Origin of the sequence: Rhizobium sp. ARZ01 (assembly GCF_014851675.1) — a bacterium.
In the GTDB taxonomy this organism is placed as follows: Bacteria; Pseudomonadota; Alphaproteobacteria; order Rhizobiales; family Rhizobiaceae; genus Mycoplana.
The window spans coordinates 2,462,769-2,475,955 of the sequence record NZ_JACVAE010000001.1 but is presented as its reverse complement, the minus strand read 5'-3'; the positions used below and the strand labels follow the sequence as shown (position 1 = coordinate 2,475,955).

At 61.4% G+C, this 13,187-nt stretch carries 17 protein-coding genes and 2 pseudogenes; 10 read left to right on the top strand and 9 right to left on the bottom strand.

Annotated elements, in window-relative coordinates:
• Window positions 1–3: 3 nt before the first annotated feature.
• Both IB238_RS11810 and IB238_RS11805 read right to left on the bottom strand, forming a co-directional pair.
• Window positions 4–951, bottom strand: coding sequence for an ABC transporter substrate-binding protein (locus IB238_RS11810; RefSeq protein WP_192246415.1), 948 nt, complete (start codon window positions 949–951; stop codon window positions 4–6).
• A gap of 13 nt (window positions 952–964) precedes the next feature.
• A complete protein-coding gene (locus IB238_RS11805) occupies window positions 965–2,017 on the bottom strand; it encodes a ChuX/HutX family heme-like substrate-binding protein (protein ID WP_192246413.1) in 1,053 nt (350 codons plus the stop codon).
• 315 nt (window positions 2,018–2,332) lie between these two features.
• Between IB238_RS11805 and IB238_RS11800 the strand changes: the two genes are divergently transcribed.
• The 4 genes and pseudogenes from IB238_RS11800 to IB238_RS11785 all read left to right on the top strand — a co-directional run bounded on the left by IB238_RS11800 (window position 2,333) and on the right by IB238_RS11785 (window position 4,856).
• Entirely contained in the window at window positions 2,333–2,764 is a 432-nt protein-coding gene (locus IB238_RS11800; RefSeq protein WP_192246411.1) for a hypothetical protein, read from the top strand.
• A gap of 51 nt (window positions 2,765–2,815) precedes the next feature.
• On the top strand, window positions 2,816–3,709 hold the full coding sequence (locus tag IB238_RS11795) for an energy transducer TonB (protein ID WP_192246409.1): 894 nt from the start codon (window positions 2,816–2,818) through the stop codon (window positions 3,707–3,709).
• A gap of 518 nt (window positions 3,710–4,227) precedes the next feature.
• A pseudogene (locus IB238_RS11790) lies at window positions 4,228–4,554 on the top strand (DUF2325 domain-containing protein); the annotation flags it as partial.
• Entirely contained in the window at window positions 4,551–4,856 is a 306-nt protein-coding gene (locus IB238_RS11785) for a hypothetical protein (RefSeq protein WP_192246407.1), read from the top strand. The pseudogene IB238_RS11790 and the gene IB238_RS11785, both read left to right, overlap by 4 nt.
• Before the next feature lie 43 nt (window positions 4,857–4,899).
• Here IB238_RS11785 and IB238_RS11780 read toward each other — a convergent pair whose 3' ends face one another.
• Both IB238_RS11780 and IB238_RS11775 read right to left on the bottom strand, forming a co-directional pair.
• Complete coding sequence (locus IB238_RS11780) at window positions 4,900–5,274, bottom strand: DUF423 domain-containing protein (RefSeq protein WP_192246405.1); 375 nt, start codon at window positions 5,272–5,274, stop codon at window positions 4,900–4,902.
• A 15-nt stretch (window positions 5,275–5,289) separates the two neighbouring features.
• On the bottom strand, window positions 5,290–5,691 hold the full coding sequence (locus IB238_RS11775; protein ID WP_192246403.1) for a group II truncated hemoglobin: 402 nt from the start codon (window positions 5,689–5,691) through the stop codon (window positions 5,290–5,292).
• A 173-nt stretch (window positions 5,692–5,864) separates the two neighbouring features.
• On the opposite strand from IB238_RS11775, the gene IB238_RS11770 reads away from it, so the two are divergent.
• Entirely contained in the window at window positions 5,865–6,425 is a 561-nt protein-coding gene (locus tag IB238_RS11770) for a TetR/AcrR family transcriptional regulator (RefSeq protein ID WP_192246401.1), read from the top strand.
• A gap of 37 nt (window positions 6,426–6,462) precedes the next feature.
• Complete coding sequence (locus tag IB238_RS11765) at window positions 6,463–6,804, top strand: SMR family transporter (RefSeq protein ID WP_192246399.1); 342 nt, start codon at window positions 6,463–6,465, stop codon at window positions 6,802–6,804.
• Between the two features lie 118 nt (window positions 6,805–6,922).
• Here the strand turns inward: IB238_RS11765 and IB238_RS11760 are convergent, their stop codons facing one another.
• Window positions 6,923–7,279, bottom strand: coding sequence for a DUF488 domain-containing protein (locus IB238_RS11760; protein WP_192246397.1), 357 nt, complete (start codon window positions 7,277–7,279; stop codon window positions 6,923–6,925).
• 212 nt (window positions 7,280–7,491) lie between these two features.
• Window positions 7,492–7,920, bottom strand: coding sequence for a GFA family protein (locus IB238_RS11755; RefSeq protein WP_192246395.1), 429 nt, complete (start codon window positions 7,918–7,920; stop codon window positions 7,492–7,494).
• Window positions 7,921–8,091: 171 nt separating this feature from the next.
• Here IB238_RS11755 and IB238_RS11750 point away from each other — a divergent pair, with 171 nt between their 5' ends.
• From IB238_RS11750 to IB238_RS11740, 3 genes and pseudogenes are all read left to right on the top strand, one after another.
• Complete coding sequence (locus tag IB238_RS11750; RefSeq protein WP_192246393.1) at window positions 8,092–8,562, top strand: aminoacyl-tRNA deacylase; 471 nt, start codon at window positions 8,092–8,094, stop codon at window positions 8,560–8,562.
• A gap of 23 nt (window positions 8,563–8,585) precedes the next feature.
• A pseudogene (locus IB238_RS25045) lies at window positions 8,586–8,948 on the top strand (SDR family oxidoreductase); the annotation flags it as partial.
• A gap of 167 nt (window positions 8,949–9,115) precedes the next feature.
• Window positions 9,116–10,222 (top strand): hypothetical protein, encoded by a 1,107-nt coding sequence (locus IB238_RS11740; RefSeq protein WP_192246391.1) that lies wholly within the window; start codon window positions 9,116–9,118, stop codon window positions 10,220–10,222.
• Window positions 10,223–10,330: 108 nt separating this feature from the next.
• Here IB238_RS11740 and ychF read toward each other — a convergent pair whose 3' ends face one another.
• Window positions 10,331–11,434, bottom strand: a complete 1,104-nt coding sequence (gene ychF, locus IB238_RS11735; RefSeq protein ID WP_192246389.1) for a redox-regulated ATPase YchF — start codon at window positions 11,432–11,434, stop codon at window positions 10,331–10,333.
• Between the two features lie 240 nt (window positions 11,435–11,674).
• On the opposite strand from ychF, the gene clpS reads away from it, so the two are divergent.
• Window positions 11,675–11,986: an ATP-dependent Clp protease adapter ClpS gene (gene clpS, locus IB238_RS11730; protein WP_192246387.1), complete on the top strand. Its 312-nt coding sequence runs from the start codon at window positions 11,675–11,677 to the stop codon at window positions 11,984–11,986.
• Window positions 11,987–11,995: 9 nt separating this feature from the next.
• On the opposite strand, the gene IB238_RS11725 is transcribed toward clpS, so the two are convergent.
• Both IB238_RS11725 and pth read right to left on the bottom strand, forming a co-directional pair.
• Window positions 11,996–12,442, bottom strand: a complete 447-nt coding sequence (locus IB238_RS11725) for a GNAT family N-acetyltransferase (protein WP_192246385.1) — start codon at window positions 12,440–12,442, stop codon at window positions 11,996–11,998.
• 3 nt (window positions 12,443–12,445) lie between these two features.
• Window positions 12,446–13,159, bottom strand: coding sequence for an aminoacyl-tRNA hydrolase (pth, locus tag IB238_RS11720; protein ID WP_192246383.1), 714 nt, complete (start codon window positions 13,157–13,159; stop codon window positions 12,446–12,448).
• Window positions 13,160–13,187 lie beyond the last annotated feature (28 nt).

The following is a 13,187-nucleotide window of genomic DNA, read 5'->3' as shown; positions in this document are numbered from 1 at the left end:
GATTCACTGAGCGGCATCGGTCTTGCCGTAGAGCCGCTCGTTCAACTCGCGGATCGCCGATGCGGTCCTGGGGCCGAAGCCGAGCAGGTGCAGGCTTTCCATGCGAACGACGGATCTTGTCGCGGCAGCCGGCGTCAGGGCGATCGCCGGTTGCGCCAGAATTTTCTCGTCGCTGGTGTCGTGCGCTCCGCCGCGGGTCATGACCATGATCACGTCGGGCTTGGCGTTGACGATCGCCTCGTCGGACATCGGCTTGTACCCGGGGAAAGCCTCTTCCGTAGCATTTACGGCGCCGGCAAGCTTCAGGATGCCATCAGCCGCAGTCTTAGCACCCGCAGCCATCACCTTGCCGTCCTGGAAGCTGAGGATGAACAGTACGCGCTTGCGTTGGTCCGCCGGCCGCTTCGCCGCGTCTGCGACCGCCGCGTCGAGGTCCGCGCCCACCTTGTCCGCGAGCGCCTTCGCTTTGTCCGGGACGCCGAGAAAGTTGCCAACGTCTGTGATTTTGTTCAGGATCGCCGCGCGATCGTAACCTTCGGCTACGGTCTCGAACGGTACGCCGGCATTCTTCAGGACGGCCAGCGCATCGGGCGGGCCGCTGCCTTCGATCGAAAGGATCGCGCTGGGATTGACGGCCAGCACGCCCTCAGGTGAAAGCGCGCGCATGTAGCCGACATCCGGAAGGTTCATGGCAGCTTCCGGATAGAGACTGGTCTGGTCGCGAGCGATCAGCCGGCCTTCCTCCCCAAGAGCATAGACGATCTCGGTGATGGCGCCGCCAATCGTCACAAGCCGCGAGGTGTCGACCTTCTGCATCTCCTCGGCGACAGCGTGCGTAACGAAGCCCGGCTGGCTGACGCCGAGCGGCAGCAAGAACGGGGCTGACAGGGCAAAGGCTGTCAGCGCCAGTTCCCACGAGCGCGGGCGGAAAAACGAAAAGCGGCTTGCCATCTCTTAAGTCTCCTTATGCGGCGACGCGGGCGTTGCGCGGCAGAATGTCGAGAATGTCACGCCATTCCGCGAGTTCGACCATGCCTTCCTTCCGCTTGCCGAAGAACTGGATGATCATCTCGCCCTTGGCGTCATAGGCTTCGAGCGATGTGACATGTCCATCCTTGGTCGGCTTGCGAACGACCCAGCATTCGGTGATGTGGTCTTGGCGCAGATGCAGGTGGAAGGTGGGATCCATTACATTGATCCACGGACCCATCGCCTGAATGTTCTTGACGGGGCCCGTATGGATCTGGATTGCGCCGTGGTTGCCGGCAAAGCACATGATGTCCGTGTCCTTTTCGGCTGCGGCACGCATCATGATCTCGGTCGACGTGCGGTCTACCTGCCAGGCAAAATCTTCACCGACGCTGCGGACTGCGTCCTGCCGGCCGATCTTCAGTTTCTTCAGCATGCCGAAGAACTGGTGCGTGTCCGTCATCTGGCTCCAGTTCTCGCGCAGCACCGGGACGTCGACCGGACCGGTTTCTTCTGCATCGACCACGCCAGCGGCGGCCACAAATTCCTGCGATTGATCCTCCAGGCGGAAATCAGCGACGATGGCCTCGTAGGCTTCCAGATTGGATGCCGGGCGCAGGTGAACCTTCTGTACGGCGTTCCCGGCAGCGTCGAAGAACTGAAGGCTGCGGCGCACTTCGTCGCGTTCACCCTTCTTGGTCACGGCGAACCCGTGAGCCCATGCGCCGGGGAAAATCCGAAGATCGATTTGCTCGCCCAGGACGATCGAGGCGTGCTTGCCGGTGGTGACCTTCTCGTAGATGCCGATCTTCTCGTGGACAGCACTTTCGTTGCGGGTGAGCACCATCACTTCGCCTAGTGTCTCCGCCCTCTCCAGCAGACGATTGGCGCTGCCGTCGATCCGAACTGCGGTGATGCCGACTTCGGCCGCGACAAGGGCGGCTTCTGAAATGCCGAGCTGGGCTGCGATATCGCGCTCGCGCAACTTTGGATTTTCAGCGCGGTATGCACGGATTTCGGAAGGGGAAGGGCGATGATTTTCGGTCATGGCTTCTGCCTGTCTTAAGGTTCGATATGGTCGCGCCCATAGATCCGCATACGACCATTGAGGGTGCCCGGTTCCTCGGCGCTTTGGCATGCGCGCCGCGAATTGGGCCCCGCCAATGTCCGTTGCGCTGAAACTTCCTCAGACGGATCAGGGGTTTGACGTGTTTCCATCAATCTATCTTGACTTTTATACTCATATTTATTTATTGACGCAATACCGGATCGAACTCGACCCAGAATGTTTGGTGCAATCCACAATTGCTCCGCATGCGAGGGTGCGTTCGCGAACTGCAAATGTCGAAAAGGGCAAGGCCTGATGAATTTTCGAAGAGCAATCCTGCCCGTTGCTGCCATCGTGATGTCTGCTGTGCCTGCATGGACGCAGGACGCCGCGCCCGAAAAGGGGCTTCAGGTTGAACTGAACGGACTGGTTCCTTCGCAGAAGGGATGCGTCTTCACCTTCGTTGTCGGGAACGGTCTGCCGCAAGCCGTGGCCAAGGCGTCGTTCGAGTTCGTGTTGTTCAACGGTGCAGGAACTGTCGAGCGCATGGTCGTTCTAGACTTCCGCGAACTGCCGCAGGGAAAGACAAAGGTGCGCCAATTCGATCTCCCCGGAACCAAGTGTGACAGCGTCAAGCGGGTGCTGATCAACGATGCGCCGGTTTGCGACGGTGAGGGGCTGGCGGCCGGGGCATGCATGAGCGGAATCGTCACGCGGTCCGGCACGAATGTGGGCCTCGAGGGATAGCAATGGCGCGCGCATTCGCGTGAAGCCGCCGCAGAACAGGTGGGTGTAGCCATGGTCAGCAGCAGGGTCGTCTGGGGCACCGCTATCGTCTTTTCGCTGCTGACGCACGCAGGCGCGGCGGCGATTCTCACGCTTGCTCCAGAGGCTGGGCCGGAGACGGCGCAGATCGTAGGCGGCGTCGTGACCGAAGTGGCAATGCTCGGAAGCAGTGCTTTCGAGGCGATCGAGTCGGGTATGTCCGAGGAGATAGAGCCCAGCGACGAGATCGAACCCAAGCTATTTGCGCCCGTTCCGCAAGTGCTGGCGGCGATCGAGTCGCAGGAGATCGTTCCCGAACAGGTGATGCCGGAAGCAGGCGAAATCATTCCGGAAATGAGCGAGGCGATCGACGTCACCGGTGCAGCAGTCGAAATCTCCGCCATTCCGATTCCTGACATCAGGCCGGAGATCACGGAAAAGCCGCCCGAAGTCGTCAAGCCGCCTCAGGCTGAAGCGAAGAAGCCGGCCGAGAAAAAGCCGGAAAAGAAGGCCGAGCGGAATAAGAAGAAGGCCGGCGAAAAGGGCGATAGTACCCGGACGGAGCGGAGGGGGCAGATAGACGGGGCGGCCGACGTGAAAACCGCTTCACTCGGCGGCCAGAAGAAGGGGAATTCCTCGGCTGCCGGGAACGCGGCAGTCAGCAACTACCCGGGCAAGGTGCGCAACAAGATCAATCGCGTCAAGCGCCGCGTCGGAGGCGCAGGCAGCGGTATCGTGATGGTTAGTTTCACGGTTTCCGCGTCGGGCGATGTGAGCAGCGTCCGTGTCGCGGCCAGTTCGGGGCAGCCGGAACTCGATCAGGCCGCTCTCGATGCGGTGCGTCGGGCTGCTCCGTTCCCGGATATTCCGGAAGATGCCGGCCGTTCGAGCTGGCCATTCAGCGTGCCAATCGCTTTCAAGCGATAGCGCGAGGCTCCAAGCGCACGGATCCAACTACCAGCACTCCTGTGCTTTTGGGCAACGCACCCTCGCACCGCGGCGGTGCGTTTGCATTTGGATTTGCACTTCGTCAATAAAGTTGACGAAAAAATTCATGTTTATACTTTACTACTAAACTCATGTTTTGTAGTGTCGCGCCACAAATCAGAGTTTCCGTCAGGGATAGGTACGAGGAGCGATGCATGCAGACGGGCAGGGACGGCCAGCGCGAGGCGGTGCTGAGGGCGATGATCACCGCGCGCGACGCGCGCATTGCCGCGCTTGAAAAGGAAGTGGCTGCGCTCAAGGCGCGCTTGGGCTCGGCCGGTGCAGTCGAGGCCAAGCCACAGGCGGCGCGCACACCGGTTGCCGAACCGCGGACACAGCGCCCGGTCGAAGTCACGCGAGTGAAACGGCGTAACATCGAAATCGACAGGAAGGCGATGAGCGACAGGCAGAGGCAGCAGGCGAGCACCGCCGATGAGGCCGAGGCTGACGCCTCGGCGAAGGCCGCGCTCGAGGGGCGGAGCTTCCTCTATGTTGGCGGCCGCGATTGCCAGGTGGCGCATCTGCGGCAGATCGCAAGCTCGTTCGGCGCCAACCTGATTCATCACGATGGCGGTCTGCGTGAAGCGGTCTCGCGTATCGACAACGTACTGCCCTCGGTCGACTGTGTGTTCTGCCCTATCGACTGTATCAGCCACGACGCATGCCTGCGGGTGAAGACGGGCTGCAAGAAATGGGAAAAGGCATTCGTGCCGCTACGCAATGGCAGCAAATCCAGTTTCGAGCGCGCGCTGCAGAACCTTAGCGAAGGAAACCCCGCCCAATGACAGGTGAACGACCTGACGGCTTCATGTTGATTGGCCTGCACAAGCTTGCCGCCCAGAACGGTGACGGGTTGATCCCGGAGCTTGTGGCACTGCTGACGCGCGAAAGCCGCCTGCAGGAAGAAAATCCCAACGTCACCGCGTTTCCGATTTGGGAGACGCGCCAACCGGCGCGCGACATTCCCTTCGTCGACCCAGGCGGGGCGCGGCCGGAGACGACTGCGGATGTCATTGCTTTTCCGTGGCGTGCCGAAGGAGTGGAACGCCGCAAGGGGTCGTGTGAATCCAGGCGCCCAGGAGGTTAGCGGTTCGAGCAAAAGTCTGAGCGCTGTGTCTTCCCGCCCTTGGCTATGCTTCTCGATGCTGGCGGAAGAACGCTCCGAGTGCAACCATGAGCCAGCCGGCCATCATCAGCATGCCCCCGCTAGGTGCCGACATCGGAAACAGTCCGTGGCCTGCGGCGTGGCGCATGGCGAGGTCGCCGGCGAAGAGCAGCGTCCCGGCAATCAGAAGAATGGCGGCAAGGGCCGCCGTGCGCACCTTCGGCCAGGCAGCGTAGAGTGCGACAAGGGCAGGGGCATGCGCGAGGCACATGGCAGATGCGCCGCCCATCAGGCGCGGGTCACCGCCGGCATGTGAGGCCAGGGCGGCGCTTGCGACACCTGCCACCCCCAGAATTCCGGCGAAGAAGAGTGTTGCCGGGCGTGCGATCGATCCTTCCATTGGGATGTGCCTGTCCTATTCCTGATTGACCATGTGATGCGCCAGACGCGCGACCGGTTGGAGAATGATCGTCCGCAGTTGTTCGCTCGCGATCGTCTCCTCCAGAGCCTGCGTGAAGCACAGCAGCCAGCCGTCGCGTTCGGCCTCGCCGATCGGGGCAACGAAATGACGCCGGCGCAGCATCGGGTGCCCACGCTTGTCAGTGTACAGTGGCGGGCCGCCCAACCAGCCGGTCAGGTACTCGTAGAGTTTCTCCTCGCTACCCGAGAGGTCGGCCGGGTGGATCGCTCGGCAGGCGGCAGCATCAGGTAACGTGTCCATCAGTTCGTAGAAGCGACCGGTCAGCGCACGAACGGCGGCGTCGCCGCCGATCGCCTCGTAGAGGGTGATCGTTCCTTCTGATTTTTCGTTCTGCACCGGCAAAAAATCCCGTCCAATTTCTCCGCGTACAGATAGATCAGCAGCGGAACCAGTGCAATCACGCGGCAAGAACTGTGACAAGGGATCGCGGCCGATTGCGGCCGTGGTCGACGCGGCGCATAGCGTCCGAATTTGTTGCAATCAAACCGTCCAGACGGTATGTTTAGTGTATGAGCAAGGCCCATCATCGTAAAAAGCAACCCGAAGCTGTCCGGCATCTTCTGCTGGAAGTCGCAGCCGGCCTCTGTCTTGAAAAAGGTACGGCCGGCATCACTCTCGATGCCGTGGCGGTGGCGGCGGGCGTGAGCAAGGGCGGGCTCCTGCATCACTTTCCAAGCAAGGCAGCGTTGCTGGACGGGCTTCTCGACGACCTGATGGATCGGTTGGATGCAGCGATTCATCAGGCGGTGATCGACGATCCGGAGCCGCGCGGTCGTTACACGAGGGCCTATCTGAAGGTCTGTTTCGTTACCGGCGGCATGGCGGAGGAGGGACGCTGGAAGGCGATGACGATTGCGCTCCTCGGTGAGCCGCAGCTGCGCGCGCGCTGGCGCCGCTGGGTTGAGGAACGATCGGAGCTGTATGCCGGCACGGATTCGTCGGTCGAATGCGAACTCGTTCGTTTCGCCGTCGACGGCCTATGGCTCGCCTCGGTGCTCGAAAGCCAATCCATCGGGCCGGAGCGGGAGCAGGCTCTGATGCGCCGGCTCGACCAACTCACCCGATCCTGAACTTACCCCATCTCGCGCACCTGCGCCGGAGTTTGTCATGAACCTTACCCTTGTCTATTCCGTCCTCGTAGTCGCAATCGTGTTTGAGGTGCTCGGCACGTCCGCGATGCAGGCTGCCCAGCATTTCTCGCGCGCATTTCCGACACTCCTGATGGTGGTATGCTACGCAATCGCCTTCTATTTCCTCTCCTGGAGCCTGCGCTACGTACCCGTCGGTATCGCCTATGCGATCTGGAGCGGGCTCGGTATCGTGCTGATTTCGCTGGTCGGCTATTTCGTTTTCGGCCAGACGCTCGATACCGCGGCTATCGTCGGCCTGGGTCTGATCGTCGCCGGCGTCCTCGTTCTGAACCTATTTTCAAAGTCCACGTTCCACTGACGCTGCCGTTCGTTCGAGGCCGGTGTCGTACTATGAACTGGCTGCAACATGGCGCCGCTTCCGGGCGCGGATTCCAATCTTTCGACCGCTTTGAAGTGTGCCTCCGTTCGGCGTGATTTCAGTCGCGCTGGTCCAGCCATTCCTTCAGCGCGGCAGCGTTGTTGTGCCGTTCGTCCTTGGCCGCATAGAGCAGGGTGACCGGGCCCTCTCGCATGAGTGCCCGCAGCTCGGCGGCAGCCACCTGGGCCGTCTCGCCCTTGAGCTCGGCCGCATAGGCGGCGCGGAATTCATCCCAGCTCTCGGGTCGCGCATGGAAGCGCTTGCGCAGATCGTCGCTGGGCGAAATGTCCTTCAGCCACAAGTCGATATTCGCCTTCGCCTTTGAAACGCCGCGCGGCCAGAGCCGGTCCACAAGGATGCGCGTCCCGTCGTCCGGGGCGGCGGGCTCGTAAACGCGTTTGAGACCTATTGGCACTTCGACCTCTTTCGCAAGTAGGGGCTCCGGCCATGGAACACGATCGCACGTCTGCTTGAGCTCTTGTCGGCCACACCCCTTCTATCAGGCCGCGCGCCGTCCTGGAATAACCATCGACGGCGTTACGCGTTCAGGGCATTTTCAGGGTTGGCGCGCGCTCGGCTGCAACTCTCAGAACACCGCTTCACACGCTCGATGCCAGCTGCAGTCGCCTATTCCGCCATCATCGCGCCAGACCCGCCGGCCTCAGCGGGAAGGTCTTTCAGCTTGGGCAAGCCGTCTCGTATCGGCAGCACGGATTCGGCGTAGTTCAGATGCACGGTCGGGACAAAGGTGAGGCTTGGGATGACCGCTGCCCTGATGTCCGTCACGCCTAGCCCGGGATGGGTGGTCATGACGTGGCCACCGCATTGCCGGCAGAACTGCCGGTTGCTGAGGCCTGTCTTGTTGTACCCTCCCAGGAACTTCGCTCCACGTGTCACCCTCACATTGTCCGAGTTCCACAGGATGTAGGCGCTGATCGGTCCGCCGGAATAGGCTCGGCAGGAGTTGCAGTGACAGTAGCCCATTTCCAGGGGAGCACCGGTTGCCTCGATTTCCACTGCCCCACAGAAGCAGGTTCCCGAGTATGCTTCGGCCATCGCCCTATCCTCCCGTGTTTTCGGACGCGCAAGCTCGCTCCAAGCAAAGTCTACCGCAGAAGCGGGAAACGGCGACGCTCTTTCACAAGAGGCATTTCCGTTGACTTCAACGATGATGGGAGGAAAATGGTTTCGTTACGCGTCACCATGAAAGCAGAAGGGGCGCCTACAATGACGATCGCCAAGAAGCTACAGGACTATATAGACCGCGAAGGTATCGCATATGATACCGTCGCCCATCACAGAACCGCTACCAGCAGTCAATCTGCGCAGGCGGCTCATGTTCCAGGCAGGAGATTGGCCAAGAGCGTGGTCGTGCACCATGAGATGGGCTACGTCCTTGCTGTGGTTCCGAGCACCCACCGGATCGAGCTGTCCACCCTCCAGGATGTCATGGACCGGCGACTTGGCCTTGCCTCGGAGGAGGAGGTCAGTTCGCTCTTTTCTGATTGCGACGAAGGTGCGGTTCCGCCCGTCGGGCTGGCTTATGATGTACCGGTCATCCTCGACGAGAGCCTCGAAAACGCCAGCGACGTCTATTTCGAGGGGGGAGATCACAGGACGCTGGTGCATGTCAGCGGCCCGGCTTTCCGCGCCCTGACAAAGAACGCCCAGGTCGCCCGGTTCAGCCATCCGGCCTAGTGGCCGATTCCGAGCACGGCGTCCTGGCTCAGCTTGCCGTGCCAGAAATGGAAAAGGCGGGCGGTGGGTCGATTCTCGTCATCACGTCCATGTCTGCCGAATCAAAAACGCGCGTGTGGCTTACTCGTCCAAGGCTGCAGCCAGCCATCTGGTGCGCAACATCGCCTTCGACCTTGAACCCAAGAACATCCGGGTGAACGGCATCGCCCCCGGCGCCACGCGCACCGACGCGCGAAAATGTTGAACGACGATGGAACACACACACCCATCAAACGGCTCGGCGAACCGCAGATGTGGGCAATGCGGCCCTGTTGCTGTGTTTGGCCGCCGCCGGTTGGATCAGTGGACAGATCCTGATCTGGGGCGGCATGCAGGAACTGGACTGATGCTTGGCCAAAAACCAAAGGGCCGTGTGCTTGGAGCTGTGACAGAATCACAATACTTAGACAGTGATCGCCACTTTGACGACCGCCGAAATTGCGAGCAGTAATAGCCGCTTCGGATCGGGAAATTTCCCGCGCGGGAGCTTTTTCAACTGGACGGAAACGGGCATATGACCGAACTCGAAGTCACGCTGCGACGTGCAGCTCAACGCGGCATCATTTCCGATAGCCATGTTGAACCGCTCGAGGCCTACCTTTCGGCCAACGGTCGTTACACCGCCAACACCGCCGATGCTGTTGCGGTCCTCGATTCAGTTGCCGATCCGCCACAGGATCTCGCGGATACGGAGGCGCCACGGTTCGTGCGCGGGTTCCATGACGTGTTGATTACCATTGGCGTCATCGTCGCCCTGGTCGGCCTGTCCGGAGTCGCAAGCGTCTTTGCTTTGATCCCGGCGGTGCTTCTGCTGAGCGAAGTGTTGGTTCGGCGTCAGCGCCTGGCGCTGCCGGCTTTCGTACTCACCATCGCTTTCGTCCAAGCGGCGGGCTACCTTATAGCCGCGGGACTGGGGTCGGTGGCTCCAGAATGGAATGGCGGGGTATCCTATTGGTGCGCCTTCATCGCGAGCTATCCCGTCCTGCTCGGCCTATATTACTGGCGCTATCGTGTGCCGCTGGCGCTGGCGCTCACCCTGATCTCGCTCTTTGGCCTGGCTGTCCTGGTGGTTCTCACGTTCCTTGGCCGCCTGACAGGGACGGAGCAATTCATCGTCGACCACAGACTGTTGTCGGCGTTGATCTTCATGGCGGCCGCGCTCGGTCTCTTTGCCGTGGCGATGCGCTATGACCTATCCGATCCGCAGCGGCGCACGCGCCGCTCGGACATTGCCTTCTGGCTGCACCTCGGAGCCGCGCCGGTCCTTCTTTATGCGATGCTGGCCTTCGTCTTCCTCGGTAATCTGTCGGGCGACTGGTGGAACAAGGACACATCCTACGGCCATGCTGCGATGGTGATCCTGATTGTTGCGGTGTTCATGCTGGTGGGGCTGGTGATCGACCGCCGGGCATTCGTGACATCAGGCCTGTTGTCACTGGGCTTTGCGATCTGGACGATCTTGAGACAGAACGCGTTCGAGGCGTCGAGCTACGTCTACGTGACGATCCTGGCCGTCGGCATCGTCGTGCTCTGCGTCGGCGTCTTCTGGCAGGCGCTGCGGCGCCTCGTCATGCGCCAGGTGCCACCTGCCATCGCCAAAAGTCTGCACGCCGTCCATTGACAGCATGGAATGCTTGAGCGGACCGCACAGAACGCGATCCGCTCAAAGTGTTCGTTGTTGGCGGCCGTCTCCCGAAACAGCTGCACACTTTCGGGAGACATTCGTTTTTTACGTGTTGAAGCGGAAGTGGATCACGTCGCCGTCCTGGACGACGTATTCCTTGCCTTCGTCGCGACCCTTGCCGGCTTCCTTGGCGCCGACTTCGCCCTTGTAGGCGATGTAGTCGTCATAGGAGATGGTGAAGGCGCGGATAAAGCCGCGTTCGAAGTCGGTGTGGATGACGCCGGCGGCCTGCGGCGCCTTGGTGCCGCGCACGATGGTCCAGGCGCGGGTTTCCTTGGGGCCGACGGTGAAATAGGTGATGAGGTCGAGGAGGTGGTAGCCGGCGCGGATCAGTCGGTCGAGGCCCGCTTCCTCAAGGCCGAGTGCGGAGAGGAACTCTGCGGCTTCCTCTTCCGGAAGCTGCGCAACCTCGGACTCGATCGCCGCCGAGATGATGACGCATTCGGCGCCCTGTTCCTTGGCCATGGCGGCAACGGCTAAGGTGTGCTCGTTGCCGGTCGAGGCGTCGGATTCCGCGACGTTGCAGACATAGAGAACCGGATGGGAGGTCAGGAGGTTGAGGCCCTTCAGGACCTCTATCTCCTCGGGCGCCAGCGTCTTCAGGAGAAGACGGGCCGGCTTGCCTTCATTCAGGAGCTTGATCACGGCTTCCATGACCGGCAATTGCGCAATGGATTCCTTGTCCTTGCCGGTGGCGCGCTTGCGGGTCTGCTCGACGCGGCGCTCGAGGCTTTCGAGGTCCGCCAGCATCAACTCTGTCTCGATCGTGTCCGCGTCTCCCACCGGGTTGATGCGGCCCTCGACATGGGTGATGTCATCGTCTTCGAAGCAGCGCAGCACATGCACGACCGCATCGACTTCGCGGATATTGGCAAGGAACTTGTTGCCGAGGCCTTCACCCTTCGAGGCGCCGCGCACGAGGCCGGCGATGTCGACGAAGGAGATCCGCGTCGGGATGATTTCCTTGGAGCCCGCGATCTCGGCAAGCTTCTGCATGCGCGGATCGGGAACCGCGACCTCGCCGGTGTTCGGCTCGATCGTGCAGAAGGGATAGTTGGCCGCCTGCGCCGCAGCTGTCTTCGTCAGCGCGTTGAAGAGGGTGGACTTGCCGACGTTGGGCAGCCCGACGATACCGCATTTGAAACCCATGGAATGGTCCGTCCGTGTCTTGGAAATCTTTGCCCCCGCTATGGGGGAAGGGCGGTGGATGGTCAAGTCTGTGGCAAGGGAAATGCCGCCAAGGCTGACCCGCTAGACCGCTGTGCAGACGTGGACTTGGCCTGTTATGGCTAAGGAGCGATGCCCTACGCCCTTGCCGCGGCGAAAATCGCGTAGCAAGATGGTCCTCGGCCGCGAACGACGGCCTGATCATCAGGAGAGGACCCTCCGATGAGCAACAAGGATACGGCAGTCAGACCGAAAACGGCGACGAAGCCGAAGCTGCAGCGTCCGCGGCTCTACAAGGTCATCCTCGTCAATGACGACTTCACACCGCGCGAATTCGTCATCCTCGTGCTGCGCGCGGTGTTCCGCATGTCGGAGGAGACCGGCTACCGGGTCATGATGACCGCCCACAAGATGGGCACCTGCGTGGTGGTCGTCTGCGCGCGCGATATTGCTGAAACCAAGGCTACGGAGGCGGTGGATCTGGCGAAGGAGGCGGGCTTTCCACTGCTGTTTACGACGGAGCCGGAAGAGTGAGAACTGGTCTCAGCGCGGCGGAATGCGGCGTACCTCAAGGCCATGCTTGAGCATCTCGAAGCCGCAGTTCTTGTAGAAATCGAGCGTTCCGGGGCGCTTTCCGCCCGTCATCAGGCGCACCGTGTAGCAGCCGGCTGCACAGGCATCATTGATTGCGGCTTTCACGACTGCCTGGCCGAGCCCCTTGCGACGGTGCGCGGCGTCTGTAACGACGTTCTCGATAAAGGCATAGGGCATGCCGCCACGGGTAAGGTTCGGCACGACGATCAGCGTACACGAGCTTGCCAGGAAGCCATCGGCAAAGCCCCCGTACACGCTTAGTCCATCCCGCCCGAGCATCTCCTCATACCGCAAACGCGCCGTCTCGTCCGACAGCGGAAGATCATCCTCGATGAGATGACTGTAAAGCGCGAGAAGTGCGTCGAGGTCATGCAGACCCAGTACTCGAACCTCCATGCCTCAATCCGCCTTGCCCAACAGCTTCTTCAGCATCGCCGCCATCGGGCCGCTCGCTGGCAGCGCCTTCGGCTGGGCATTGTTGCGGGCCGGCCGGATATGCGACTGGCCGGCCGGCTTCTTCTCTGCCTTCGGCTTGTCCTCCGCCGTGCCGCCGACGGCGAGCGCCAGCTTGTTCATCAACTGCGAATCCTCGCCTCGTACCAACATGTCAGCATTAAGCGCCAGCTCGTCGAGCAGCGGATCGAGCCAGCTGTGGTCGGCCTTGGCGAAGTCGCCGAGCACGTGGTTGTGCACAAGTTCCTTTACGCCCGGGTGGCCGATGCCGAGCCGCAGGCGGCGATAGTCCTTGCCGCAATGGGCATCGAGCGACTTCACGCCGTTGTGGCCGCCATGGCCACCGCCTACCTTGATGCGCGCCTTGCCGGGTGCCAGATCGAGCTCGTCGTAGATCGCCACGATGTCCTTTGGTGAGAGCTTGTAGAAGCGCATCGCTTCGCCGACGGATTCGCCGGAGAGGTTCATGAAGGTTTGCGGCTTGATCAGCAGCACCTTCTCACCCCCGAGCTCGCCTTCGGAAATCTCGCCTTTGAACTTCTTCGACCACGGCGAGAATGGATTCTTGCGGTGGATGGCGTCGACAGCCATGAAGCCGATATTGTGGCGGTTGGAAGCGTATTTTGGGCCGGGATTTCCGAGGCCTGCGATGATCAGCATGGTACCGCTCGCGTGGGGTGGCTTGAAT